Below are 23,453 nucleotides of genomic sequence, written 5' to 3'. Positions count from 1 at the left end.
CACGGCGCCGGCCGGCTGACCGGCCGGCGCCGCGCTGCGACCCCCGCCCGGGGGGCGGGGCCCGGCCCCGGGCGGCCCCGCCGGCGGGGGGGCGGGCGGGGGGGGGCCCCCCCCCGCACCCCCCCCCCCCCCCCCCCCCCCCCCCCCCCCGCCCCCCCCCCGCCGCGCGCCCCCCCCCCCCCCCCCCCCCCCCCCGGCCGCGTGTCGGCTACCGTGCCCGGGCACCCACGACGAGAACAGGCAACGCTGTGCAACAGCTCCTCAACGGCATCTTCATCGGCTCGATCTACGCGTTGTTCGCCATCGGGTTCACGCTGGTCTTCGGCATCCTCGACCGGCTGAACCTCGCGCACCCCGCGGTCTTCGCCGCATCCGCCTTCGTCGGCATCGAGCTGGTCGAGCGGGGTGGCCTGTCCCTCTGGGCCGCGCTGCCGATCGTGTTCGTCTTCGGCGCCGTCCTGGGCCTGGTCATCGAGCGCGTGGCGTTCCGGCCGCTCAAGGGGCGCGCCGACGCCCACTTCGCCGGGCTGATCTCCTCGATCGCGCTCGCCGGCATGCTGATCGCGCTGCTGCAGTGGCGCTACGGCCCCGACACCCGCCGCTTCCCGCCGGGCTCGTTCCCCGACACTCGGTTCGAGGTCTTCGGCGCGCAGGTGACGCTCGTGCAGGTGGTGATCCTCGGGATCTCCCTGGCGCTGATGGTGGGCCTGACCTACATGGTCACCCGCACCCGGCTTGGCCGGGGGATGCGGGCGGTCGCGGAGAACCCGACGGCGGCGCGCGTGCTCGGGGTGAACGTCGACCGGGTGACCGCGGTGACCTTCGGGATCTCCTCGGCGCTCGGCGCGGTCGCCGGCGTGCTGTTCGCCATCAACGTGAACACCGCCCAGCTCGGCATGGGCGCGGCGATCGAGCTCAAGGGTCTGGCGGTCATCATCGTCGGCGGCATGGGCTCGCTGCCCGGCGCGCTCATCGGCGGGCTGCTGCTCGGCCTGGCCGAGGTGTTCGCCGTCCAGCACATCGGCTCGTCGTGGGTGAACGTCATCGCCTTCGGCCTGCTGTTCGTGATCCTGCTGCTGCGCCCGCAGGGGCTGCTCGGCGCGCGGAAGGTCCGGGAGGTCTGATGCTGGGCCAGTACGCCACCACGCTGACGTTCATCGCCCTCGGGGCGATCTTCGCCTACTCCTTCTACGCCGTCCTGATCGCCGGGCAGCTCAGCCTCGGGCAGGCCGGCTTCGCCTCCCTGGCGGCGTTCTCGGGGGCCTACCTGGCCCCCAGCGGAGCCGACGTCGGTGACGTCCCCGCGCTGCTGATCGCCGTGGCGATCGGCATGTCGGTCGGGGCCCTCGGCGCCGTGGTCCTCGGCCTGCCGACCATGCACCTGCGCGGTGTCTTCCTGGCCATCGCGACCCTGGGCTTCGCCGAGGCGGTGCGCGTGGTGCTGCTCAACCAGGAGTGGACCGGCGGCGCGCAGGGGCTCGGGGTGCCCCGGATCCTGACCGTCGGCATGGCCTGGACCGCGCTCGCGCTGGTGGCCTACTGGTTCTGGCGGATGGGGCGCTCGCGGTACGGCCGCGCCCTGGAGGCGATCCGGGAGGACGAGCTCGCCGCCCGGTCCATGGGCATCGACGTGGGACGCCACCGGCTCGCCGCGTTCGTCACCGCGGGAGCGGTCGCCGGCCTGTACGGCGTCCTCTACGCCTACTACGTCCGGCTCATCGCCCCGAACGACTTCGACTTCACCGCCGCCGTCGAGGGGCTGGTCACCGCGGTGGTCGGTGGCTCGACGATGTTCCTCGGCCCGCTGCTGGGCAGCGGCTTCCAGACGCTCGTCCCGGAGATCCAGCGGGCGGTCGGGGTGGAGGCCGGCTGGATCCGGCCGTTCCTCGCGGGCCTGCTCCTGCTGGTCGTCATCCTCTTCCTGCCCGGTGGCCTGGCCAGCCTGCTCCCGCGCCGGACCCGCATGCCGTCCGGCGCCGCCGACGAGGACGCCACCGGACTGGCCGGCCGCCGCCACCCGGCCGCCGGCGAGCCGGTCGTCACCCTCGCCGGCCTCGGCAAGGAGTACGGCGGGGTGCACGCCGTCCGCGGCGTGGACCTCGAGATCCGGGCCGGCGAGGTCGTCGGCCTGATCGGCCCCAACGGGGCGGGCAAGACGACGCTGGTCAACATGATCAGCGGTCTGGTGCCGCCCAGCTCGGGCAGCGCCACGGTGCTCGGGACGGCGGTCGGCAGCACGCCGGTGCACCGGATCGCGGCGGCGGGGGTGAGCCGTACGTTCCAGCACTCCAAGCTGTTCAACCGGCTGTCGGCGCTGGAGAACGTGCTCGTCGGCGCCCACCTGGTCAGCCGGCCGACCTTCCTGCGACGGCTGCTCTGGCTGCCGTCGGCGCGCCGCGACGAGCGGGCCGCGATGCGGCAGGCGGCCCGCTGCCTGGAGCGCGTCGGGCTCACCGACCTCGCCGCCTCCCGGGCGGAGGCGCTGTCCTACGGCGACCAGCGCAGGCTCGAGATCGCCCGCGCGCTGGCCTCCGACCCGTCCCTGCTGATCCTGGACGAGCCGGCCGCGGGGATGAACCACGTCGAGGCCGGACGGCTGTCGGAGCTGATCAGGTCGCTGGCGCGGGACGGGCTGACCATCCTGTTCATCGAGCACAACGTCGGCATGGTGCTGCAGACCTGCACCCGGGTGGTCGTCCTCAACTTCGGCGAGGTCATCGCCAGCGGTGCGCCGGACCAGGTCGCCGCCGACCCGGCCGTCATCGAGGCCTACCTGGGCTCGGCCGAGGACGACGAGGACGGTGGCCCGGTCGCGGGTGCGGCCCGTGCGGGCGCGACCGCGGCCGGGACCGGCGACGCACCGCCGGACGCGGTCGTGAACCTGCGGCCCGGTGCCGCCGGCACCCTGGACACACCGGACACCACCCCGAGGGATGCGACATGAGCGACCCCATCCTCACCGTGGACGGCCTGCGGGTGACCTACGGGCGGGTCGAGGCGGTCCGGGACGTCTCCTTCCGGGCCGAGCAGGGCTCGCTCGTGACGCTGGTCGGCGCGAACGGGGCCGGCAAGTCCTCGGTCATCAACGCCGTCTCCGGCATGCTGCGGCCGGCCGGCGGGCGGATCACCTTCGAAGGTCAGGACATCACCCGCACCCCGGCGCACAAGCTGGTGGGCCGGGGGCTGGTGCAGGTGCCCGAGGGGCGGCAGATCCTCGCCACGCTCACCATCGAGGAGAACCTCCAGATGGGCACGTGGCACTCCGGGAAGGGCGGCGCCAGCTCCGTCGACGCGATGTACGACCGGTTCCCGGTCCTCGCCGAGCGACGGGCGCTGCCGGCCGGTGCGCTGTCCGGTGGCGAGCAGCAGATGCTGGCCATCGCGCGCGCCCTGGTCGCCGGGCCGAAGGTGATGCTGATGGACGAGCCGTCGATGGGGCTGGCGCCCAAGATCGTCGACGAGGTGTTCCGCGTCATCGAGGAGATCCGCGCGTCGGGCACCACGGTCGTGCTGGTGGAGCAGAACGCCCGCCGGGCGCTGCGCGCCGCCGACCACGGGTACGTGCTGCAGAGCGGGGAGGTCGTGCACTCCGGCCCGGCCGGCGAGCTGCTCGCCGACGAGCGCATCGTGCAGGCGTACCTGGGCGTCGAGAGCGGCCGCTGACGGCCGCCGTGCTGGAACGGCTCCCGTGCAGGGTCCCGCTGCGAGCGCAGCGAGTGGTGGGGGCGGGGATGTGTCGGAACGGCTCCCGTGCAGGGTCCCGCCGCGAGCGGAGCGAGTGGTGGGGGGCACGGGGGTCCTCTTAGGGTCGGGGCGTGACCGACTGCCTGTTCTGCCGCATGGTTGCCGGTGAGATCCCCGCCGACGTCGTCCACCGGACCGACCGGGTGCTCGCCTTCCGCGACATCAACCCGCAGGCCGCGACCCACGTGCTGGTCATCCCCACCGACCACCACCCGACCGCCGGGGCGCTGGCCGAGGCCGATCCCGCGCTGATGGGCGAGGTCGTCGCCGCTGCGCACGCGGTGGCCCGGCAGGAGGGGCTGGTCACCGGGGACGGTGCCGAGCCCGGCTACCGGCTGGTGGCCAACACCGGCCCGGCGGCGGGGCAGACCGTCCACCACGTCCACCTCCACGTGCTCGGGGGCCGCGACCTCGGCTGGCCGCCCGGCTGAGGCTGCGGCCGGCACGCCCGTGCCTGCGGGTGGAGGGGTGTGCTGAGAGAGTGTGGGCATGGCCGAGACTCCCGCCCCCCTCCGCATCGAGCGCGACGGTGCCGTCGCCGTCGTCGTCCTGGACAACCCGCCGCTGAACCTTTTCGACGCTGCGACGTTCGACGCGATGGAGAGCGTGGCCGCCGAGCTGGTGGCCCTGACGGATCCGGCCCGGCCCGACCGGGCCCGCGCCGTGCTGGTCGAAGCGCGCGGCAAGGTGGTGTCCGGTGGGGTCGACGTCACCTACTTCCGCGACATCGCCGAAGGCCCCGATCCGGCCCGGCGCGGCGGCGAGCTGTGGGCCCGTCTGCTCCGGGTGGCCAACACCTTCGAGGACCTCCCGGTCCCGACGGTCTTCGCCGCGCACGGCCTGTGCCTGACCGCGGCCTTCGAGCTGGCCCTGTCCTGCGACATCCTGCTGGCCGCGGAGAAGGCGTCCTTCGGCCTGGTGGAGATCGTCGTGGGCCTCACGCCGTCGATGGGCGGGCCGCAGCGACTGGCCGAGCGCGCCGGCCCGGCCCGCGCCAAGGAGCTCGTCTACACCGGCGAGCGCTACCCGGCCGCGGTCCTCGAGCGCTGGAACGTGGTGAACCGGGTGCTGCCCGACGAGGGCTTCGCCGACGCCGCCCGCGCCTACGCGCACCGGGTCGCCGCCGGACCCACCGTGGCGCACGCGGCCACCAAGCGGCTGGCCGGCGTCGGCGTTCGCGAGGGCGCCCGCGCGGCGGACGCCCTGGTGCCGGAGATCTCCGGGCCGCTGTTCGCCACCGAGGACCTCCGCGGGGCCGTGGCGTCCTTCCTGACCGACGGGCCGGGGAAGGCGACGTACACCGGCCGCTGACCTGGACAGGCGGACCGCGATTCGGGGAGTCGTGCGCGGGTAGAGTCGATCGGGTCCCTAGTGCGCTCGCCGCACACCGCCGTCGCAGGAAGGCAGGGTCGAGGGTTCTTGCCCGACACCTCCCCGAACGTCCCCGTGCCCGGTGCGCCCACGTCCCGTGAGGCGTCGGCCCAGGCCGCTGCCGCGGACGGCGCATCCGCCGGAAGTCCCGCACCCGTCCCCGCCGCCGTCCGGGCCACCATCACCGTGCCCGACAGCATCCCCATGGTTTCCTTGCTCGGGTCGGCCGACGAGCTGCTCAGGCTCGTGGAGGTCGGGGTCGACGCCGACGTGCACGTGCGCGGCAACGAGATCGCCGTCACCGGGCAGCCGGCCGACAACGCCTTCGCCGTCCGGGTCTTCGACGAGCTGATCGCGCTGATCGGCACCGGCCAGCAGCTGCGTCCCGACTCGGTGCGCCGGGTCATCGCGATGCTCAAGGCCGGCGGCTCCGAGCGCCCGGCCGACGTGCTGAGCCTGGACATCATCAGCCGCCGCGGGCGCACCATCCGCCCGAAGACGCTGAACCAGAAGGGCTACGTCGACGCGATCGACAAGCACACCGTCGTCTTCGGCATCGGCCCCGCCGGTACCGGCAAGACCTACCTGGCCATGGCCAAGGCGGTCCAGGCGCTCACCACCAAGCAGGTCAACCGGATCATCCTCACCCGGCCGGCCGTCGAGGCGGGGGAGCGGCTGGGCTACCTGCCCGGCACGCTGTCGGAGAAGATCGACCCGTACCTGCGGCCGCTGTACGACGCGCTGCACGACATGGTCGACCCCGAGTCGATCCCGCGGCTGATGCAGTCGGGCACGATCGAGGTCGCGCCGCTGGCCTACATGCGGGGTAGGACCCTGAACGACGCGTTCGTCATCCTCGACGAGGCGCAGAACACCACGGCCGAGCAGATGAAGATGTTCCTCACCCGCCTCGGTTTCGGCTCCAAGATCGTGGTCACCGGCGACGTCACCCAGGTCGACCTCCCCGGAGGCGCGCAGAGCGGCCTGAAAATCGTCCGGGAGATCCTCGACGGGATCGAGGACGTGCACTTCGCCAACCTGACCAGCACTGACGTCGTCCGCCACCGCCTGGTCGGAGACATCGTCGACGCCTACGAGCGCTGGGACGCCACCCGGCAGCCCGCCGGACCGTCCCGGCCGGCCGCGGGTGCGCCGGTCCGGCCCACCCGCCCGCGCCGACAGGGGAGCTGACCACCGTGCCCGTCGAGGTCTCCAACGAGTCCGAGATCGCCGTCGACGAGGCGGAGCTGGCCGGCATCTGCCGGTTCGTCCTCGGCGAGATGAAGATCAACCCGATGGCCGAGCTGTCGGTGCTGTGCGTCGACGTCGACTACATGAGCAGCCTGCACGAGCGGTGGATGGGCGAGAAGGGCCCCACCGACGTGCTCGCCTTCCCCATGGACGAGTTCGACACCGGCCGGCCCGATGACCCGGAGCCCGGTCCGGCGCTGCTCGGGGACGTCGTGCTCTGCCCCGCCGTCGCCGTGCGCCAGGCCCGCGCCGCCGGGCACACCATGGACGACGAGCTCGTCCTGCTGGCCACGCACGGCGTGCTGCACCTGCTCGGCTACGACCACATGGAGCCCGACGAGGAGAAGGAGATGTTCGGTCTCCAGTCGAAGCTCATCGATGCCTGGCGCACCGCGCCCCGCGAGCCGGTGACCGGCGCTCCGGCAGGTCAGGAGACCGGTCCCCGATGACCACCAGCGCGATCACGATGCTCGTGGTCGCCCTCTGCCTGGTCCCGCTGGCCGGCGTCTTCGGGGCCATGGACGCGGCGCTGCAGCGCGTGTCCAAGGCCCGGGTCGAGGAGCTGCGCCGCGACGGCGTGAAGCGGGCGGACGCCCTGGAGGAGGTGGTCAGCGAGCGGGCGAGGCACGTCTCGCTGCTCCTGCTGCTGCGGATCGTCTGCGAGATGGTCGCCGTGGTGCTGCTCACCGTGCTGCTCTACGACCTGTGGGGCGGCGGCTGGCGCACCTTCCTCACCGCCGCCGGGGTGATGACCGTCGTCAGCTACGTGCTGGTGGGCGTCGGCCCGCGCACGCTCGGCCGCCAGCACGCCTACGGCACGGCGCTGGCCACCGCAGGCCTGGTCCGGTTGCTCGGCCGGGTCCTCGGCCCGGTCGCCACCTTGCTGATCCTCGTCGGCAACGCGATCACCCCCGGCCGCGGCTTCCGCGACGGCCCCTTCTCCTCGGAGGTGGAGCTGCGCGAACTGGTCGACATGGCCGAGGAGCGCGGCGTCGTCGAGTCCGGCGAGCGGAACATGATCCACTCGGTCTTCGAGCTGGGCGACACCATCGCCCGCGAGGTCATGGTGCCGCGGACCGACGTCGTCTGGATAGAGCGCACCAAGACCGTGCCGCAGGCGCTGGCCCTCGCGCTGCGCAGCGGCTTCAGCCGCATCCCGGTCATCGGCGAGAACGTCGACGACGTCGTGGGCGTCGTCTACCTCAAGGACCTCGTCCGCCGGTCGCAGCACGGCTCCGACCAGCGGGGCCCGCGCGTCGAGGAGCTGATGCGCACCCCGACGTTCGTGCCGGAGTCCAAGCCGGTCGACGAGCTGCTCCGGGACATGCAGGCGCAGCGCATCCACATCGCGATCGTGGTCGACGAGTACGGCGGCTTTGCCGGGCTGGTGACCATCGAGGACATCCTCGAGGAGATCGTCGGCGAGATCGCCGACGAGCACGACCGCTTCCAGCGGCCGGAGGTCGAGCAGCTCGACGACGGCTCGATGCGGATCACCGCCCGGCTCCCGGTGCAGGACCTGGCCCAGCTGTTCGACGTCGACCTGCAGGAGACCGACGACGTCGAGACCGTGGGCGGTCTGCTGGCCCGCGAGCTCGGCCGGGTGCCGATCGAGGGGGCCGCGGCCGAGGTCGGCGGCCTGCGGCTGGTGGCCGAGAGCACCGGGGGCCGGCGCAACCGGATCGACACGCTACTGGTCTGCCGGCTGCCCGAGCCGTCGGAGGACGGCGACGAGGACACCGACGAGCAGCGTCCGTCGGGGGCCACCCGCGCCGAGCTGCCGGCGGGCGTGGAAGGCTGAGAAGGAGCCCTCCTGCCCCCACCGCTCGCAGGCTCGCGGCGGGCCCTTGCAGGAGGGCCGAACCACCGGACAAGGATGGCTCTGTGGCTGATCTGCACCCCGAGGACGCGAAGCTCGTCACCCTGGCCCGCTCCGCACGCGGCCGCACCGGTGCGCCGGAGGGGGCCGCCGTGCGCGACACCGACGGCCGCACCTACGTCGCGGCGTCGGTCGCCCTGCCCTCGCTGCGGTTGTCGGCGCTGCAGGCCGCCGTGGCCGCCGCCGTCTCCAGCGGCGTCGAGGGCCTGGAGGCCGCGGTGCTCGTCTCCGCCGCCGACGCGGTGGAGCCCGAAGGGCTGGCCGCCGTCCGCGACCTCACGCCGGACGCGCCGGTGCACCTCGCCGGCCCCGACGGAGTCGTGCGCACCTCCGCCTAGCTAGCGCGTCAGCGGAACGCCCAGCGCGTCGGCGAACGCCTCGGGATCCCGGACCCACAGGGCGACGGCGGCCTCGCCCTCGTCGGTCAGGTACCGGACGGCGATGCGGCCGCGCCCCGGCCACCACCCGCCGCGCTGCTCCGGGGCCGGCCAGTCGGCCGGCGGCCGTCCGGTGCGCACGGCCTGCACCAGCACCGAGGGGATCACCGCCGACGGATCGGTGCGGGTGCCGGCGACGTCGAACGAGAGGCCGTGGTCGGAGACCGTCACGCGGCGGGTGTTCACCGCGTACACGAGGAGCCCCGCGGCCAGCGCGAGCGGGAGCTCACCCCGGGCGGCGGGCCAGCCGCCGCGCCACGCGAAGAGCGCCATCCAGACGGCGACGACGACCACGGCGAGCGCGAGGGCCAGCAGGCCCGCGGGGCGGTACTGCCAGTAGCGCAGCGGGGCGGGGACGACCGTCGCCGAGCGCCTGGGCCCCCAGCCCACCACGAAGCGATGCCCCCGAGCCTGCTCGACGTGCAGTCGCCGCTCGCGGTCCGCCGCCGCCCGGGGCGGCCGGGACCGGTTCCGCTCTCGACCTGGCACGACGGCGATCATCCCAGCCCGGCGGTGGCAGTCGCCCCTCGCGTCCGCTCGCGACCGGAGCGCAGGTCACGGAGTTCCCGCAGTGGCCGGCAGGATGGTTGCGGACGCGGTCCTTCCTGCCACTGTCCGCGCGAGCGGAACCGGCGGATGGTGGAGGGGTGACGACGCTGCTGTTCCTCTCCCTGCTCCTCCTCGTGCTGGTCGCGCTCGGGCGCCCGGCATCCGGGCGCGCCCGCGCGCCGGCCGCCTCCTGGTCCGAGACCGGGCACCGGCTGACCGGCGACGCCCTGGCCGGCGTCCGCGTGCTCGCTCGGCTCGGCGCGGCGCGCCGTGACCGGATCGGCCGCCCCTGGTCCTGACCCGCCCGGCGAGGACGTGGTCGGTCGCGCACCGGGACTCCGGCGCGCGGGGATGTCGGCCACCGGTGGGAGACTGGCTGCCGTGACCGACCCTGACCAGCCGTACCGCAGTGGTTTCGTCGCCCTGGTCGGGCGTCCCAACGCCGGCAAGACGACGCTGACCAACGCGATGGTCGGCGAGAAGGTCGGCATCGTCAGCAACCGCCCGCAGACCACCCGGCACGCCATCCGGGGCGTCGTGCACCGGCGGGGCGGGCAGATCGTGCTGGTCGACACCCCCGGGCTGCACAAGCCCAAGAGCCTGCTGGGCAAGCGCCTGAACGACGTCGTCCGCGACACGCTCTCCGACGTCGACGTGATCGTCTTCTGCGTCCCGGCCGACCAGCCCGTGGGCGCCGGTGACAAGTTCATCGCCCGCCAGCTCGCCGAGGTGAAGGCGCCGGTGGTCGTGGTCGTGACGAAGACCGACGCCGCGGGCAGGAAGCAGGTCGCCGAGCAGCTCATCGCCGCCAGCCAGCTGGTGGAGGCTGTCGAGGTCGTGCCGGTCAGCGCCGTCGGGGGCGACCAGGTCGAGCTGCTCGAGGACCTGCTGATCAAGCTCCTGCCCGAGGGCCCGGCGCTGTACCCGCAGGCGCAGACCACCGACGAGGACGTCGAGCGGCAGATCGCCGAGCTGATCCGGGAGGCGGCGCTGGAGAAGGTCCGCCAGGAGGTGCCGCACTCCCTCGCCGTCACGGTGGAGGAGATGAGCCGGCGGCCCGACCCCAAGCGCGCCGGGGGCGAGCTGGTGGAGGTGCACGCGCTGCTGCACTGCGAGCGGCCGAGCCAGAAGCCGATGCTCCTGGGCAAGGGCGGGAACATCATCAAGGCGATCGGCACCGAGGCCCGGGCCGGCATGGAGACGCTGCTGGACGCCCGGGTGCACCTCGAGCTGCACGTCACCGTGCTCGGCGAGTGGCAGGACGACCCGAAGAAGCTCAACCGGCTGGGCTACTGAGGTGAGCGCGCACACCCCGAAGGCGCTGTACCGGGACGAGGGCATCGTCCTGCGCACGCAGAAGCTCGGCGAGGCCGACCGGATCATCACGGTGCTCACCCGCCGGCACGGCAAGGTGCGGGCGGTGGCCAAGGGCGTGCGCCGCACCAAGAGCAAGTTCGGCGCCCGGCTCGAGCCGTTCACCCACGTCGACCTGCAGCTCTACACCGGCCGGAGCCTCGACATCGTCAGCCAGGCGGAGTCGATCCGCTCGTACGGCCAGGAGATCGTCGCGGACTACCCGGCGTACACCGCCGGCACCGCCGTCCTGGAGACCGCCGACCGGCTGACCGCCGAGGAGAAGGAGCCCTCGCTGCGGCTGTTCCTCCTCGTGGTCGGCGCGCTGCGGGCACTGGGGGAGCAGGCCCATCCCGCGCCGTTGGTGCTCGACGCGTTCCTGCTGCGGGCCATGTCCGTGGCCGGCTGGGAGCCGGCGCTGGCCGACTGCGCGCGCTGCGGCGAGGCCGGTCCGCACCGGCACTTCTCCGTCCCCGCCGGCGGCACCGTCTGCCCGGCCTGCCGGCCCGCCGGCTCGGCCATGCCGAGTCCCGTCACCGTCGAGCTGCTCGATGCGCTGCTGACCGGTGACTGGGGCCGGGCCGAGGCCAGCCTCGGCATCAACCGGCGCGAGGGCAGCGGTCTGGTGGCCGCGCTCCTGCAGTGGCACCTGGAGCGCGGCCTGCGCTCACTGCCGCTGGTCGACCGATCCGACTCGTCGGCACCGCGCCGGGAAGTGAGCCTGCTCAGTGAGGCGTGAGGTCAAGGCCCCCAATCCGCACCCGTCCGGCGTGCGCCCGCCGCAGCTGCCGAAGGACAAGGTGCCGCAGCACGTCGCCCTGGTGATGGACGGCAACGGCCGCTGGGCCTCTTCTCGCGGGCTGCCCCGCACCGCCGGGCACGAGGCGGGGGAGTCCTCGCTCTTCGACTGCGTCGAGGGCGCCATCGAGCTGGGCGTGAAGGCGATCAGCGCCTACGCCTTCTCCACCGAGAACTGGCGGCGCAGCCCCGACGAGGTGCGCTTCCTGATGGGCTTCAACCGCGACGTGATCCGCCGCCGCCGGGACGAGATGCACGAGCTCGGGGTCCGGGTGCGCTGGGCCGGCCGCCGCCCCAGGCTGTGGCGCTCGGTGATCAAGGAGCTCGAGGTCGCCGAGGAGCTCACGAAGGACAACGACGTCCTCACGCTCACCATGTGCGTGAACTACGGCGGCCGGGCCGAGATCGCCGACGCGGCTGCGGCCATCGCCCGCGAGGTCGCGGCCGGCCGGCTCGACCCGGACAAGGTCGACGAGAAGACGGTCGCCCGGTTCCTGGACGAGCCGGACATGCCCGACGTCGACCTCTTCGTGCGCAGCTCGGGGGAGAACCGGACCAGCAACTTCCTGCTCTGGCAGTCCGCCTACGCGGAGTTCGTCTTCCTCGACACCCTCTGGCCGGACTTCGACCGCCGGCACCTGTGGGCGGCGTGCGAGGAGTTCGCCTCCCGGCAGCGCCGGTTCGGCACCGCCTGAACGAACGTTCCCGGGTCGGCTGCGGTCGGCCGGGTGACCGGAGGGCGCCGTCCGGCCGCGCAGGGTCACGACCTCAGGGGACGGTCGGGAACGGGGGGCACGGAGCGTGGGCGAGCGGCTCGGAGGTGAGTAGGTTCCGGACAGCCGGCCGCCCTCGCCCGGTGACGCGTGGAGGAGGTCGACGACCGCCATGAGCCAGCCGCCCACGGGTGCCCACCCCGCCGGTCCGCCCGAACCGGCCCGGAACCCGGGGGTGCCTCCGGTCGCGGGGCAGCCGGTCCCGGAGGAGGCGCCCTCCGACGAGGCGTCGGCCCCCGACGAGCCGTTGCGCTACGACCAGCCATCCGGGGGTTCCCGCACGCTGATGCCGTGGCTGGTGGGTGCCGGGGTACTGCTTCTCGCCGGTCTGGGCTTCCTGCTCGTCCTCCTGCTGACCAGCGACGACGGCGAGACGAGCAGCGCCCCGCATCCGACCGGTGACCATCCGGCCCAGGTCCTGGTCGACCACGTCACGGCCTGGTCCACCGTCGAGCGCTGAGGCGGCGAGCCGTTCCTGCTGCTGCTCCACGGCGCGGTCGGCCGCTTCCTCGGATCGGCAGCGCGTCGCCGGTCAGTCGGTGGTGCGCTCCGGGGACGCCTCGGGCCGGCCGGCCGCCGCGGCCCGGCAGGCGGCGCAGGTGCCGAGCACCTCCAACGTGTGGCTGATGTCGGCGAACCCGTGCTCGGCCGCGACGCGGTCGGCCCAGGTCTCCACGGCCGGGCCGGCCACCTCGACGGTGCGCCCGCACCCGCGGCACACCAGGTGATGGTGGTGCTGAGGGCTGCACCGGCGGTACAGCGCCTCGCCGGTGTCGGTGCGGATGGAGTCCAGCTCACCGTCGTCGGCCAGCGACTGGACGGCGCGGTAGACCGTCGACAGCCCGACCGGGTCGCCGGCGTCCCGGAGCCGGGCGTGCACCTCCTGCGCGCTGTGGAAGCCGTCGAGGTCTGCGAAGACGGCTCGGACGGCGGTGCGCTGCCGGGTGGTGCGGACCATGCGTCCATGGTGACAGGCGGTCGTGGGAGCGTCTGCCCAGGCCGGACGAGGGGAGCACGGGTGTTCGCGGTGACACGGCTGCGGGTGACGGCGGCGGATGCCACCCGGCTGGCGGGCGAGGTGGACCGGTTGCTGGCCGCGCTCGCCGCCCGGCCGGGCTTCCGGGACGGCGAACTGGGCCGGTCGGCCGACGACCCGGAGCTCTGGGCGCTGGTGACCCGGTGGGACGGCGTCGGCTCCTACCGCCGCGCCCTGTCGGCCGCGGAGGTCAAGATCACCGGTGCGCCGGTCTGGGTGCACGCCGTCGACGAGCCGGGTGCCTACCTCACCGACTGACGCCGAGGACCTGCGGTCGGGCGGTGGTCAGCCCCACCCGCACCGCCCGGTCGCCCGCCGGCGGGAGCGGCTGGACGAACGGGTCTTCCTCGAGCGGTACGCCGGGATCCGGGCCGAGCTCGCCGTGCGCTTCGTCCGGACCCCGCGCCCGCCGACGCGGGAGTCCGGGTCGCGGTCACCGACTGAAGGCGCCGCCGGGCCGGCAACTACCGTGGACGGGTCAACCGCCGACCGCCAGCCGGATGGAGCCTCTCGCCGTGAGCGACAGCACCGCCAAGCACGACCCCGCCCGCCTCGACAAGGTCGTGAACCTCTGCAAGCGACGGGGCTTCGTGTTCCCGTCCGGGGAGATCTACGGCGGTACCCGCTCCGCGTGGGACTACGGCCCGCTGGGCGTCGAGCTCAAGGAGAACATCAAGCGCCAGTGGTGGCGCACCGTCGTCCAGAGCCGGGACGACATCGTCGGCCTGGACTCCTCGGTCATCCTGCCCCGCCAGACCTGGGTGGCCTCCGGTCACGTCGGCGTCTTCACCGACCCGCTGACCGAGTGCCAGAGCTGCCACAAGCGCTTCCGGGCCGACCACCTGGAGGAGGGGTACGAGGAGAAGAAGGGCCGGCTGCCGGAGAACGGGCTGGCCGACATCGCCTGCCCGAACTGCGGGACGAAGGGCGCGTGGACCGAGCCCCGCGACTTCAACATGATGCTCAAGACCTACCTCGGCCCGGTCGAGGACGAGTCCGGCCTGCACTACCTGCGCCCGGAGACCGCGCAGGGCATCTTCGTGAACTTCGCCAACGTCATGGGCGCCGCGCGCAAGAAGCCGCCGTTCGGCATCGGCCAGATCGGCAAGTCGTTCCGCAACGAGATCACGCCGGGCAACTTCATCTTCCGCACCCGCGAGTTCGAGCAGATGGAGATGGAGTTCTTCGTCGAGCCGGGCAGCGACGAGGAGTGGCACCAGTACTGGATCGACGAGCGCACCCGCTGGTACACCGACCTGGGCATCGACCCGGCGAACCTGCGGCACTACGAGCACGCGAAGGAGAAGCTGTCGCACTACTCGAAGCGCACCGTCGACATCGAGTACCGCTTCGGGTTCCAGGGCTCGGAATGGGGTGAGCTCGAGGGCATCGCCAACCGCACCGACTTCGACCTCTCCACGCACACCCAGCACTCGGGCACCGACCTGTCCTACTTCGACCAGGCCACCAACACCCGTTGGACGCCCTACGTCATCGAGCCCGCGGCGGGTCTCACCCGCTCGCTGATGGCCTTCCTCGTCGAGGCCTACACCGAGGACGAGGCGCCCAACGCCAAGGGCGGGGTGGACGTCCGCACCGTGCTGAAGCTCGACCCGCGGCTGGCGCCGGTGAAGGCCGCCGTCCTGCCGCTGTCGCGCAACGCCGACCTCTCGCCCAAGGCCAAGGACCTGGCCGCGGCGCTGCGGCGGAACTGGAACGTCGACTTCGACGACGCCGGCGCCATCGGCCGCCGGTACCGCCGGCAGGACGAGATCGGCACGCCGTTCTGCCTGACCGTCGACTTCGACACCCTCACCGACGACGCGGTGACCGTGCGCGAGCGCGACTCGATGAGCCAGGAGCGCGTGGGCCTGGGCCAGGTCGAGTCCTACCTCGCCGCCCGCCTCCCCGGCTGCTGACCGCGGTCGATGCACTCATCGGCTGAGCTCGCCGAGGAGTACCGCGTCGGCAGGCGCTGCCAAGGGGCTTACCGCAACACCGCACATGTGCCACGGTCCGAGCACCATCCATCGAGTACCGGGAGCCACAGATGATGACCGTGATCACCACGACCGTCCTGCGCCCAGGTGGGGAGCAACAGTGGGACGAAGCCGTCCGCGAGCGCTTCGAGTCTGCGCACGGGCGACCCGGATGGGTCTCGGGACAGCTTCTCACTCCTGAGGACGAGCAGCAGACACGTGTGATCGTGGGTACGTGGCGAAGCCGCGAGGACTGGGAAGCCTGGCACCACGATCCCGCCTTCCAGGAGGCGCGGGACACACTCGAGGGGCTGGAGGCGCAGCCGAGTCGAAGCGAATGGTTCGAGGTCGTGTCGGCTGCGCACTCTCCAGAGCACTGACCCGGGTGGTGGCCGGGGATCCCGGCCACCACCCGGGGGTGGGGGCGGTGTCCAGGCTGCTCGGTGGAGGCTGACACACCGGGTTCTCGGTGTAGCGGGCAAGGAGAGGCTTCCTTGCGGACCACGGGCGAGGGGAAGGGCACCGCCTACTCTTGGTGCCGTGACCGCCACGCTCGAGCCGACGACGACGGCCCTGCCGCCGCTGCGGCTCGGCGCGCTGACCGTCGACCCCGCCGTCGTGCTCGCGCCGATGGCCGGCATCACCAACCCGGCCTTCCGCACGCTCTGCCGCGAGTTCGGTGCCGGCCTCTACGTCTGCGAGATGATCACCACGCGGGCGCTGGTCGAGCGGAACGAGAAGACGCTCCGGATGATCCGGGCGACCGCGGACGAGAAGGACGCCTTCTCCGTGCAGCTGTACGGCGTCGACCCCGCGACCGTCGAGCGTGCGGTGGAGATGCTCGTCGACGAGGGCGTTGCCGGCACCCGGCCGGCACACATCGACCTCAACTTCGGCTGCCCGGTGCCCAAGGTGACCCGGAAGGGCGGCGGCTCGGCCCTGCCCTGGCGCCGCGTCCTGCTGCGGAACATCGTGCGGGCGGCGGTGCGCGCGGCGGGGGACGTGCCGGTCACGATCAAGACCCGCATCGGCATCGACGCCGACCACGTCACCTACCTCGACGCCGGCCGGATCGCCCAGGACGAGGGCGCTGCGGCGATCACGCTGCACGGCCGCACCGCCGACCAGCTCTACAGCGGCACCGCCGACTGGGCGCCGATCGCGCGGCTGGTGGAGACCGTCGACATCCCGGTGCTCGGCAACGGGGACGTCTGGGAGGCCGACGACGCGCTGCGCATGGTCGCCGAGACCGGATGCGCCGGCGTCGTCATCGGGCGGGGATGCCTGGGCCGGCCCTGGCTGTTCGGCGACCTGGCCGCCGCGTTCGCCGGCGAGAGCCGCCGCGCCCTGCCCACCGTCCGCGAGGTCGCCGCGATCATGCACCGGCACGCCACGCTGCTGGCCGAGGAGCACGGCGAGCGGCACGGCTGCAGCGACTTCCGCAAGCACGTGGCCTGGTACCTGAAGGGCTTCTCGGTGGGGTCGGACACCCGGCGGGCGCTGGCGATGGTGAGCGGCCTCGACGAGCTCGCCGAGCTGCTCGCCGGCATCCCGGACCAGCCGTACCCGACCGCCGTGCTGGGGGCGCCGCGCGGGCGCACCAGCGCGCCACGCCCGGTCGCGCTCCCCGAGGGGTGGCTGGCCGACCGCGACGACCCGCAGCCTCCGGCCGGGGCAGAACTGGAGACGAGCGGCGGATGACGCAGGGCCCCTTCCTCTACGACGACGGCCCCGCGCCGCTGCACACGGGCATGCCCCGCAGGCGGCAGGGCTGGCTGATCGCCGGCATCCTCGGCGTCGTCCTGATGGCCGGCGGCATGGTCGCCGGTCTCTACGTGGTCCGGGGATCCCCGGCCGACCAGGCCACCGAGGTCACCCAGGTGTTCCTCGCTGCGCTCGACGCCGGTGACACCGAGACCTCCTACCAGCTCCTCTGCGGGGACGAGCGCAGCCGGCTCGACGTGACCGGGATGGAGGCCGAGTACCTCCGGCCGGGCTCCGCCGAGGTCGCCGACGTGCGGGACGACCCGGTGGAGGGCGCGAGGATCCAGCGGGTGACCGTCCGCTGGGAGGACGGCGCCTCTGCGGAGCTCGCCGTGGTCAACGAGGACGGCCCCCGCATCTGCGGGATCGACTGACCGCCCGGACACCTCACGGCCGGGATCACCCGGCCCGGGGCTCGCGCCGACCGCCGAGGTGCGCCACGATCGACGGACGCCGTCGGGTGGACGTTTAGGACGTCTGCTCGACACGGCAGTGTTCCCTCGGGGGATCGTCCCCCCGGGGGAGGCGGACGGACGCGGAGGTGCGGGATGGCTGACGAGAAGTGGGTCTTCGACTTCAGCGAGGGCGGCAAGGACCAGAAGGACCTGCTCGGCGGCAAGGGGGCCAACCTCGCCGAGATGACCAACCTCGGCCTGCCCGTGCCACCCGGCTTCACCATCACCACCGATGCGTGCCGGTACTACCTGGAGCACGGCGGCACCCCGCCGGGGCTCGACGAGCAGGTCAGCGAGCACCTCGCGGCCCTCGAGAAGTTGATGGGCAAGACCCTCGGCGACCCGGCCGACCCGTTGCTGGTCTCGGTGCGCTCCGGGGCGGCCGCCTCCATGCCCGGGATGATGGAGACGGTCCTCAACGTCGGGCTCAACGACGAATCGGTCCACGGCCTGGCCGCGCAGTCGGGCAGCGAGCGGTTCGCCTGGGACTCCTACCGGCGGCTGATCCAGATGTTCGGCAAGACCGTCCTCGACATCGACGGCGAGCTGTTCGACGAGGCCCTCGACGAGGTCAAGCGCGAGCAGGGCACGGAGTCCGACCTGGACCTGGACGCCGGCCACCTGCAGGACGTCGTCGGCCGGTACAAGGCGATCGTGCGCGAGCACACCGGCCAGGAGTTCCCGCAGGACCCCCGCGAGCAGATGGACCTGGCGGTCAACGCCGTCTTCGACTCGTGGAACTCCGACCGGGCAGTGATCTACCGCCGTCGCGAGCGCATCCCGGGCGACGCCGGCACCGCCGTCAACGTGTGCGCCATGGTGTTCGGCAACCTCGGCATGGACTCCGGGACCGGCGTCGCCTTCACCCGCGATCCGGGCAGCGGCGCCCAGGGCGTGTACGGCGACTACCTGCAGAACGCCCAGGGCGAGGACGTCGTCGCCGGCATCCGCAACACCGTGCCCCTGGTCGACCTGCAGCAGATCGACCGGGCCGCCTACGACGAGCTCATGGGGATCATGTCGCGGCTGGAGGCGCACTACCGCGACCTGTGCGACATCGAGTTCACCATCGAGCGCAACAAGCTCTGGATGCTGCAGACCCGGGTTGGCAAGCGCACCGCCGGCGCGGCCTTCGTCATCGCCACGCAGCTGGTCGACGAGGGGCTGATCGACATGGACGAGGCGGTCCGCCGGGTGACCGGTGACCAGCTGGCCCAACTGATGTTCCCCCGCTTCGTCACCGGCGGGGACGCCCGGCAGCTCACCCAGGGCATGAACGCCTCGCCCGGGGCCGCCGTCGGCAAGGCGGTGTTCTCCTCCGAGGCGGCCGCGCAGTGGGCCGGCCGCGGGGAGAAGGTGGTGCTCGTCCGCCGGGAGACCAACCCCGACGACCTCTCCGGGATGATCGCCGCCGAGGGCGTGCTGACCAGCCGCGGGGGCAAGACCTCGCACGCCGCCGTCGTCGCCCGGGGGATGGGCAAGACATGCGTCTGCGGCGCCGAGGAGCTGCAGGTCGACACCAGGGCCAAGCGGTTCACCGCTCCCGACGGAACCGTGGTCGCCGAGGGCGACGTCATCTCCATCGACGGGTCCACCGGCACGGTGTGGCTCGGCGAGGTGCCGGTCGAGCCGTCGTCGGTCGTCCGCTACTTCGAAGGGGAGATCGACCCGGGGTCCGACGACGCCGCCGATCTGGTGAGGTCCGTGCACCGGATCCTCACCCACGCCGACGAGGTGCGCCGCCTCGACGTGCGCACCAACGCCGACACCCCGGAGGACGCCGCCCGCGCCCGCCGCTTCGGCGCGCGCGGCATCGGCCTGTGCCGCACCGAGCACATGTTCCTCGGCGACCGGCGGCAGCTGGTGGAGAAGCTGATCCTGGCCGACGGCGACGACGAGCGGCAGGCCGCGCTCGACGCGCTGGAGCCGCTGCAGAAGCAGGACTTCCTCGAGATCTTCGAGGCGATGGACGGGCTGCCGGTGACCGTCCGGCTGCTCGATCCGCCGCTGCACGAGTTCCTGCCCGACCTAACCGAGCTGTCGGTGCGGGTGGCGCTGGCCGAGGAGCGGGGAGAGCCCGACGAGGGCAACCTCCGGCTGCTGGCCGCCGTTCGTGGCATGCACGAGTCCAACCCGATGCTGGGCCTGCGCGGGGTGCGGCTGGGCCTCGTCGTCCCCGGGCTGTTCGCCATGCAGGTGCGGGCCATCGCCGAGGCGGCGTGCGAGCGCAAGCGGGCCGGTGGCGACCCCCGCCCGGAGATCATGATCCCGCTGGTCGGTGCCGTACAGGAGCTGGAGGCGATCCGCGAGGAGTCTGAGCGGGTGCTGGCCGAGGTCTGCGAAGAGTGCGGCATCGACCTCAAGCCGCTGATCGGCACGATGATCGAGGTGCCCCGCGCGGCCCTGACCGCCGGCGAGATCGCCCAGTCGGCGGAGTTCTTCTCCTTCGGCACCAACGACCTCACCCAGATGACGTGGGGCTTCTCCCGTGACGACGTCGAGGCGGCGTTCTTCCACCAGTACCTGGACAAGGGCATCTTCGGGATCTCGCCGTTCGAGTCGCTGGACACCGACGGGGTCGGGCGGCTGGTGCAGATCGGCGCCGAGGCCGGCCGGGCCGCCCGGCCGGACCTCAAGCTGGGCATCTGCGGGGAGCACGGCGGCGACCCCGACTCGGTGCACTTCTTCCACGAGGTCGGTCTGGACTACGTCTCGTGCTCGCCGTTCCGGGTGCCGGTGGCCCGGCTCGAGGCCGGTCGCGCCGCGCTGGACAGCGCCCGCGCCGGCTCTTGAAGGAGGGCCTCCGTGCCCCGGCGCCTCGCAGGCTCGGCGCGGGCCCCGGCACCGAGGCCGTGTCGGCCGGGCGTGGTACCCATGACGGGTGGGCGTGCGGAGTCTGGTGACGCGGGTGGCCGGGGCCGGCGTGCTGGCCGCCGTGCTCCTGGTGGCCTCCACGGCGCTGGCCATCTGGTGGACGGCGCGGCAGGACTCCCGCCCGCAGTCCGACGCGATCGTGGTGCTGGGGTCGGCGCAGTACAACGGCGTGCCCTCGTCGATCTTCGAGGCGCGCCTGGAGCACGCGCGGGCGCTGTACGAGGCCGGCGTCGCCCCGGTGGTCGTGACCGTGGGCGGCAAGGCCGCGGGTGATGCGTTCACCGAGGCCGAGGCCGGGCGCGACTACCTGGCCCGGGCCGGGGTGCCCGCCGCGGCGCTGCTGGCGGTGCCCGAGGGCGCGGACACCCTGCAGAGCATGCGGGTGGCCAGCACGGCCTTCGCCGAGCGCGGCTGGGAGCGGGCGGTGGTCGTCACCGACCCCTGGCACGCGATGCGCGCCCAGCGGATGGCCGAGGACGCGGGGATGGAGGCCGAGAGCTCACCGACCCGGCAGGGCCCGGCCGTGCATACCCGCGCCACCCAGTTCCGCTACATCCTGCGGGAGACTGCTGCGTACCTGCTCTACCGCGTCACCGGCGAGAGCATCGCCGGCGCGCCCGGCATCGGCTGAGGGAGGGACGACGGTGCTCGAACTGGGCGAGGCCGGCACGCGCGGCATGCCGAAGGGTGTCCTGCCCGTGCTGCACGGCGACGAGCTGCACGGACGCCAGGTGGCGGCCTGATGGCCGGCCGGGGTCGCATCCGGGCGGCGGACATCGCGCTGGTCCGCGAGCGGAGCAAGATCGACGAGATCGTCGGCGAGCACCTGCAGCTGAAGCGCGCGGGCGGCGGCAGCCTCAAGGGGCTGTGCCCCTTCCACGACGAGAAGTCGCCGTCGTTCCAGGTGACGCCGTCGCGGAACCTGTTCCACTGTTTCGGTTGCGGAGTGGGCGGCGACGTCATCTCCTTCGTCCAGCAGATCGACCACCTGTCGTTCACCGAGGCCGTCGAGCTCTTGGCCGGCCGCGCCAACATCGACCTGAAGTACGAGGACGACGGCGGGCGGCCGACCGCCGGCCCCGACCGGGCGTCGGTCGGTCAGCGGGCCCGGCTGGTCGCGGCGAACACCGCGGCGGCCGCGTTCTACGCCGAGCAGCTCGGCACGCCGGAGGCGGCGCCGGCCCGGCAGTTCCTCGCCGACCGGGCCTTCGACCGGCAGGCGGCCCTGGACTTCGGCTGCGGCTACGCCCCCGGCGGGTGGGACGCGCTCACCCGGCACCTGCGGGCCAAGGGCTTCACCCAGGCCGAGCTGGTCACCGGCGGGCTGGCGAAGGAGTCGTCGCGGGGCACCCTGATCGACCGGTTCCACCGGCGGCTGGTGTGGCCGATCCGCGACATCACCGGGGACGTCATCGGCTTCGGCGCCCGCAAGCTCATGGACGACGACCCGGGGCCGAAGTACCTCAACACCCCGGAGACCCCGCTCTACAAGAAGAGCAGCGTGCTCTACGGCATCGACCGCGCCAAGCGCGACATCGCCCGCCGGCACCAGGCCGTCGTCGTCGAGGGCTACACCGACGTCATGGCCTGCCACCTGGCCGGCGTGACGACGGCGGTGGCCTCGTGCGGCACCGCGTTCGGCGCCGAGCACATCGGCGTGCTGCGCCGGCTGCTCATGGACCAGGACGAGTTCCGCGGTGAGGTCGTCTACACCTTCGACGGCGACGCCGCGGGCCAGGCGGCCGCGATGAAGACCTTCGCCGAGGACCAGCGGTTCGTCGGGCAGACGTTCGTCGCCGTCGAGCAGGAGGGGCGCGACCCCTGCGAGCTGCGGCAGGAGCACGGCGACGCCGCCGTCCGCGACCTCGTCGCCCGACGCACCCCGCTGATCGCCTTCGTGCTCAGGACCACGCTCGCCGGCTACGACCTGGACACCGTGGAGGGCCGGGTCGCCGCCCTGGAGAAGACGGTGCCGCTCGTCGCACAGATCAAGGACCACGCGTTGCGGCCTGCCTACGCCCGCGAGCTCGCCGGGATGATCGGGAACACCGACGAGGCAGAGGTGCAGGAGCGGGTGCGCCGGCTGACCGGCAACGGGGGAGCGGCGCCCTCGCGCGGCCGTCCCCGCGCCCCGAAGCGCACGCCGGACGACGCCGCAGTGGCCGTGGAGCGGGAGGCGGTGAAGGCCGCGCTGCAGGTGCCCGAGTACGCCGGGCCCGCCTTCGACGCCGTCGCGTCGGCCGCCTACACCGATCCCGACTACGCCGCCGTCGCGGCGGCGGTGGCCGGAGCCGGTGGTGCCGCGGGCGCGACCGTGACCGGCCCGGCCTGGTTGGACCAGGTGGCCGAGCACTGCGACCGGGAGAGCGCCCGCGCGCTGCTGACGGCGCTGGCGGTGGAGCCGATGCGCTCGGTGACCGGTGAGTCCGACCCCGCGTACGTCAACGCGATCCTCGCCCGCCTCCAGGAGATGGCCACCGTGCGCCAGGTGGCCGCGCTCAAGGGGCGCCTGCAGCGGATGAACCCCGTGGAGCAGGCGGAGGAGTACACGAAGATCTTCGGGCAGCTCGTGGCGCTGGAGCAGCAGGCCCGGTCGCTGCGGGAGCGGGCGATGGGTGGGCTCGCGTCGTGAGCCTGCTCGATGGGCTGCGGCGCCGGTTCGCCCGGCCACCGGAGGCGGTGCGCGCCGCGGTGGCGGTCGACCCCGACGAGCGGGTCTTGGCCTGGGGGGCGCTCGCTCGCGGCGGGGGCTGGCTGGTCGCCACGTCCCGGGGGCTGCGGACGGTGGACACGGCCGGCGGAGCGGACGTGCTCCCGTGGCACGAGGTGGGCCACGCCCGGTGGGCGGCGACGAATGACGGCGGCGGCTCCTTCACCGTCACCCCGCTCACCGAAGTGGAGCCCGGGGTGCAGGCCCGGCTGCCGGGTGTCCGCTACGTGCTGCTCGACGCCGGTGACCTGCCCGCGGTCGTGCGCCGGAGGGTTGACCAGACGATCGTGACCAGCCGACGCACCCCGCTGCCCGGCCGGGGCGGTGTGGTCCTGGTGGCTCGCCGGGTGCCCGGTCAGGCGGAGCGGGAGTGGACCGTCGTGTTCGACGACGACGCCGACCGGGACGACCCGGTGGCCCGGGAGACGGCCCGGCAGAAGCTGGCCGAGGTGCTCGCCGCCGAGCAGCCGGACTGACCGG

Annotated in this window: 25 protein-coding genes; 23 read left to right on the top strand and 2 right to left on the bottom strand. The window is 73.4% G+C overall.

All coding sequences use genetic code 11. From position 1 onward, the window contains the following. Positions 1-248 precede the first annotated feature (248 nt). The 9 genes from ACI791_RS01390 to ACI791_RS01350 all read left to right on the top strand — a co-directional run bounded on the left by ACI791_RS01390 (position 249) and on the right by ACI791_RS01350 (position 8,583). The gene (locus ACI791_RS01390) at positions 249-1,124 is read left to right on the top strand and encodes a branched-chain amino acid ABC transporter permease (protein WP_456584398.1); all 876 of its coding nucleotides are present in this window, start codon (positions 249-251) and stop codon (positions 1,122-1,124) included. Then, positions 1,124-2,944, top strand: a complete 1,821-nt coding sequence (locus tag ACI791_RS01385) for a branched-chain amino acid ABC transporter ATP-binding protein/permease (protein ID WP_456584397.1) — start codon at positions 1,124-1,126, stop codon at positions 2,942-2,944. The genes ACI791_RS01390 and ACI791_RS01385 overlap by 1 nt, the downstream gene beginning before the upstream one ends. Continuing rightward, entirely contained in the window at positions 2,941-3,663 is a 723-nt protein-coding gene (locus tag ACI791_RS01380) for an ABC transporter ATP-binding protein (RefSeq protein ID WP_347060033.1), read from the top strand. Before ACI791_RS01385 ends, ACI791_RS01380 begins: the two co-directional genes overlap by 4 nt. A gap of 152 nt (positions 3,664-3,815) precedes the next feature. Further along, positions 3,816-4,175, top strand: coding sequence for a histidine triad nucleotide-binding protein (locus ACI791_RS01375; protein WP_456584396.1), 360 nt, complete (start codon positions 3,816-3,818; stop codon positions 4,173-4,175). A 58-nt stretch (positions 4,176-4,233) separates the two neighbouring features. After that, the gene (locus ACI791_RS01370) at positions 4,234-5,055 is read left to right on the top strand and encodes an enoyl-CoA hydratase/isomerase family protein (RefSeq protein WP_456584395.1); all 822 of its coding nucleotides are present in this window, start codon (positions 4,234-4,236) and stop codon (positions 5,053-5,055) included. Between the two features lie 264 nt (positions 5,056-5,319). Continuing rightward, on the top strand, positions 5,320-6,306 hold the full coding sequence (locus ACI791_RS01365; RefSeq protein ID WP_456584394.1) for a PhoH family protein: 987 nt from the start codon (positions 5,320-5,322) through the stop codon (positions 6,304-6,306). Positions 6,307-6,311: 5 nt separating this feature from the next. Next, positions 6,312-6,815: an rRNA maturation RNase YbeY gene (gene ybeY, locus ACI791_RS01360; RefSeq protein ID WP_456584393.1), complete on the top strand. Its 504-nt coding sequence runs from the start codon at positions 6,312-6,314 to the stop codon at positions 6,813-6,815. Further along, entirely contained in the window at positions 6,812-8,167 is a 1,356-nt protein-coding gene (locus ACI791_RS01355; RefSeq protein ID WP_456584392.1) for a hemolysin family protein, read from the top strand. The genes ybeY and ACI791_RS01355 overlap by 4 nt, the downstream gene beginning before the upstream one ends. An 83-nt stretch (positions 8,168-8,250) precedes the next feature. Then, on the top strand, positions 8,251-8,583 hold the full coding sequence (locus tag ACI791_RS01350; RefSeq protein WP_456584391.1) for a cytidine deaminase: 333 nt from the start codon (positions 8,251-8,253) through the stop codon (positions 8,581-8,583). Here the strand turns inward: ACI791_RS01350 and ACI791_RS01345 are convergent, their stop codons facing one another. Further along, a complete protein-coding gene (locus ACI791_RS01345) occupies positions 8,584-9,171 on the bottom strand; it encodes a hypothetical protein (protein WP_456584390.1) in 588 nt (195 codons plus the stop codon). Positions 9,172-9,329: 158 nt separating this feature from the next. Here ACI791_RS01345 and ACI791_RS01340 point away from each other — a divergent pair, with 158 nt between their 5' ends. The 5 genes from ACI791_RS01340 to ACI791_RS01320 all read left to right on the top strand — a co-directional run bounded on the left by ACI791_RS01340 (position 9,330) and on the right by ACI791_RS01320 (position 12,615). Further along, positions 9,330-9,530 carry a hypothetical protein gene (locus ACI791_RS01340; protein WP_456584389.1) on the top strand — a complete coding sequence of 67 codons (201 nt, stop codon included), beginning with the start codon at positions 9,330-9,332 and terminating at the stop codon, positions 9,528-9,530. An 82-nt stretch (positions 9,531-9,612) separates the two neighbouring features. Further along, a complete protein-coding gene (gene era, locus ACI791_RS01335; protein ID WP_456584388.1) occupies positions 9,613-10,527 on the top strand; it encodes a GTPase Era in 915 nt (304 codons plus the stop codon). Between the two features lies 1 nt (position 10,528). Continuing rightward, positions 10,529-11,323, top strand: coding sequence for a DNA repair protein RecO (gene recO, locus ACI791_RS01330; RefSeq protein ID WP_456584387.1), 795 nt, complete (start codon positions 10,529-10,531; stop codon positions 11,321-11,323). Between the two features lie 31 nt (positions 11,324-11,354). Beyond that, the gene (locus ACI791_RS01325; RefSeq protein ID WP_456584386.1) at positions 11,355-12,077 is read left to right on the top strand and encodes an isoprenyl transferase; all 723 of its coding nucleotides are present in this window, start codon (positions 11,355-11,357) and stop codon (positions 12,075-12,077) included. A gap of 190 nt (positions 12,078-12,267) precedes the next feature. Further along, positions 12,268-12,615, top strand: a complete 348-nt coding sequence (locus ACI791_RS01320) for a hypothetical protein (RefSeq protein WP_456584385.1) — start codon at positions 12,268-12,270, stop codon at positions 12,613-12,615. Positions 12,616-12,687: 72 nt separating this feature from the next. Here the strand turns inward: ACI791_RS01320 and ACI791_RS01315 are convergent, their stop codons facing one another. Beyond that, positions 12,688-13,113, bottom strand: coding sequence for a Fur family transcriptional regulator (locus ACI791_RS01315; RefSeq protein ID WP_347060045.1), 426 nt, complete (start codon positions 13,111-13,113; stop codon positions 12,688-12,690). 60 nt (positions 13,114-13,173) lie between these two features. Here ACI791_RS01315 and ACI791_RS01310 point away from each other — a divergent pair, with 60 nt between their 5' ends. From ACI791_RS01310 to ACI791_RS01270, 9 genes are all read left to right on the top strand, one after another. Then, positions 13,174-13,449, top strand: coding sequence for an antibiotic biosynthesis monooxygenase family protein (locus ACI791_RS01310; protein WP_456584384.1), 276 nt, complete (start codon positions 13,174-13,176; stop codon positions 13,447-13,449). A 257-nt stretch (positions 13,450-13,706) separates the two neighbouring features. Then, on the top strand, positions 13,707-15,110 hold the full coding sequence (locus ACI791_RS01305) for a glycine--tRNA ligase (RefSeq protein ID WP_456584383.1): 1,404 nt from the start codon (positions 13,707-13,709) through the stop codon (positions 15,108-15,110). Positions 15,111-15,241: 131 nt separating this feature from the next. Next, positions 15,242-15,550 (top strand): antibiotic biosynthesis monooxygenase family protein, encoded by a 309-nt coding sequence (locus tag ACI791_RS01300; RefSeq protein WP_456584382.1) that lies wholly within the window; start codon positions 15,242-15,244, stop codon positions 15,548-15,550. 160 nt (positions 15,551-15,710) lie between these two features. Then, the gene (dusB, locus tag ACI791_RS01295) at positions 15,711-16,871 is read left to right on the top strand and encodes a tRNA dihydrouridine synthase DusB (RefSeq protein WP_456584381.1); all 1,161 of its coding nucleotides are present in this window, start codon (positions 15,711-15,713) and stop codon (positions 16,869-16,871) included. Continuing rightward, on the top strand, positions 16,868-17,308 hold the full coding sequence (locus ACI791_RS01290; RefSeq protein ID WP_456584380.1) for an Rv0361 family membrane protein: 441 nt from the start codon (positions 16,868-16,870) through the stop codon (positions 17,306-17,308). The genes dusB and ACI791_RS01290 overlap by 4 nt, the downstream gene beginning before the upstream one ends. Positions 17,309-17,482: 174 nt before the next feature. Continuing rightward, positions 17,483-20,182, top strand: coding sequence for a pyruvate, phosphate dikinase (gene ppdK, locus ACI791_RS01285; RefSeq protein WP_456584379.1), 2,700 nt, complete (start codon positions 17,483-17,485; stop codon positions 20,180-20,182). Positions 20,183-20,270: 88 nt separating this feature from the next. Next, a complete protein-coding gene (locus tag ACI791_RS01280) occupies positions 20,271-20,894 on the top strand; it encodes a YdcF family protein (protein ID WP_456584378.1) in 624 nt (207 codons plus the stop codon). Between the two features lie 111 nt (positions 20,895-21,005). After that, positions 21,006-22,895, top strand: a complete 1,890-nt coding sequence (dnaG, locus tag ACI791_RS01275) for a DNA primase (protein ID WP_456584377.1) — start codon at positions 21,006-21,008, stop codon at positions 22,893-22,895. Continuing rightward, entirely contained in the window at positions 22,892-23,449 is a 558-nt protein-coding gene (locus tag ACI791_RS01270) for a hypothetical protein (protein WP_456584376.1), read from the top strand. Before dnaG ends, ACI791_RS01270 begins: the two co-directional genes overlap by 4 nt. The last annotated feature ends 4 nt before the right edge of the window (positions 23,450-23,453 follow it).

It is taken from the genome of Blastococcus sp. SYSU DS0973, from assembly GCF_054051055.1.
Note: the sequence above shows the minus strand (reverse complement) of the source record. Positions and strands in the feature narration are given on the sequence as shown.

What these genes read in the sequence shown, in the direction of transcription:
- ACI791_RS01385 (WP_456584397.1), top strand. Translation starts at nt 1,124, where the DNA reads ATGCTGGGCCAGTACGCCACCACGCTGACGTTCATCGCCCTCGGGGCG.
- ACI791_RS01380 (WP_347060033.1), top strand. Translation starts at nt 2,941, where the DNA reads ATGAGCGACCCCATCCTCACCGTGGACGGCCTGCGGGTGACCTACGGG.
- ACI791_RS01370 (WP_456584395.1), top strand. Translation starts at nt 4,234, where the DNA reads ATGGCCGAGACTCCCGCCCCCCTCCGCATCGAGCGCGACGGTGCCGTC.
- ACI791_RS01365 (WP_456584394.1), top strand. Translation starts at nt 5,320, where the DNA reads ATGGTTTCCTTGCTCGGGTCGGCCGACGAGCTGCTCAGGCTCGTGGAG.
- ACI791_RS01355 (WP_456584392.1), top strand. Translation starts at nt 6,812, where the DNA reads ATGACCACCAGCGCGATCACGATGCTCGTGGTCGCCCTCTGCCTGGTC.
- ACI791_RS01320 (WP_456584385.1), top strand. Translation starts at nt 12,268, where the DNA reads ATGAGCCAGCCGCCCACGGGTGCCCACCCCGCCGGTCCGCCCGAACCG.
- ACI791_RS01315 (WP_347060045.1), bottom strand. Translation starts at nt 13,113, where the DNA reads ATGGTCCGCACCACCCGGCAGCGCACCGCCGTCCGAGCCGTCTTCGCA.
- ACI791_RS01300 (WP_456584382.1), top strand. Translation starts at nt 15,242, where the DNA reads ATGATGACCGTGATCACCACGACCGTCCTGCGCCCAGGTGGGGAGCAA.
- ACI791_RS01290 (WP_456584380.1), top strand. Translation starts at nt 16,868, where the DNA reads ATGACGCAGGGCCCCTTCCTCTACGACGACGGCCCCGCGCCGCTGCAC.
- ppdK (WP_456584379.1), top strand. Translation starts at nt 17,483, where the DNA reads ATGGCTGACGAGAAGTGGGTCTTCGACTTCAGCGAGGGCGGCAAGGAC.
- dnaG (WP_456584377.1), top strand. Translation starts at nt 21,006, where the DNA reads ATGGCCGGCCGGGGTCGCATCCGGGCGGCGGACATCGCGCTGGTCCGC.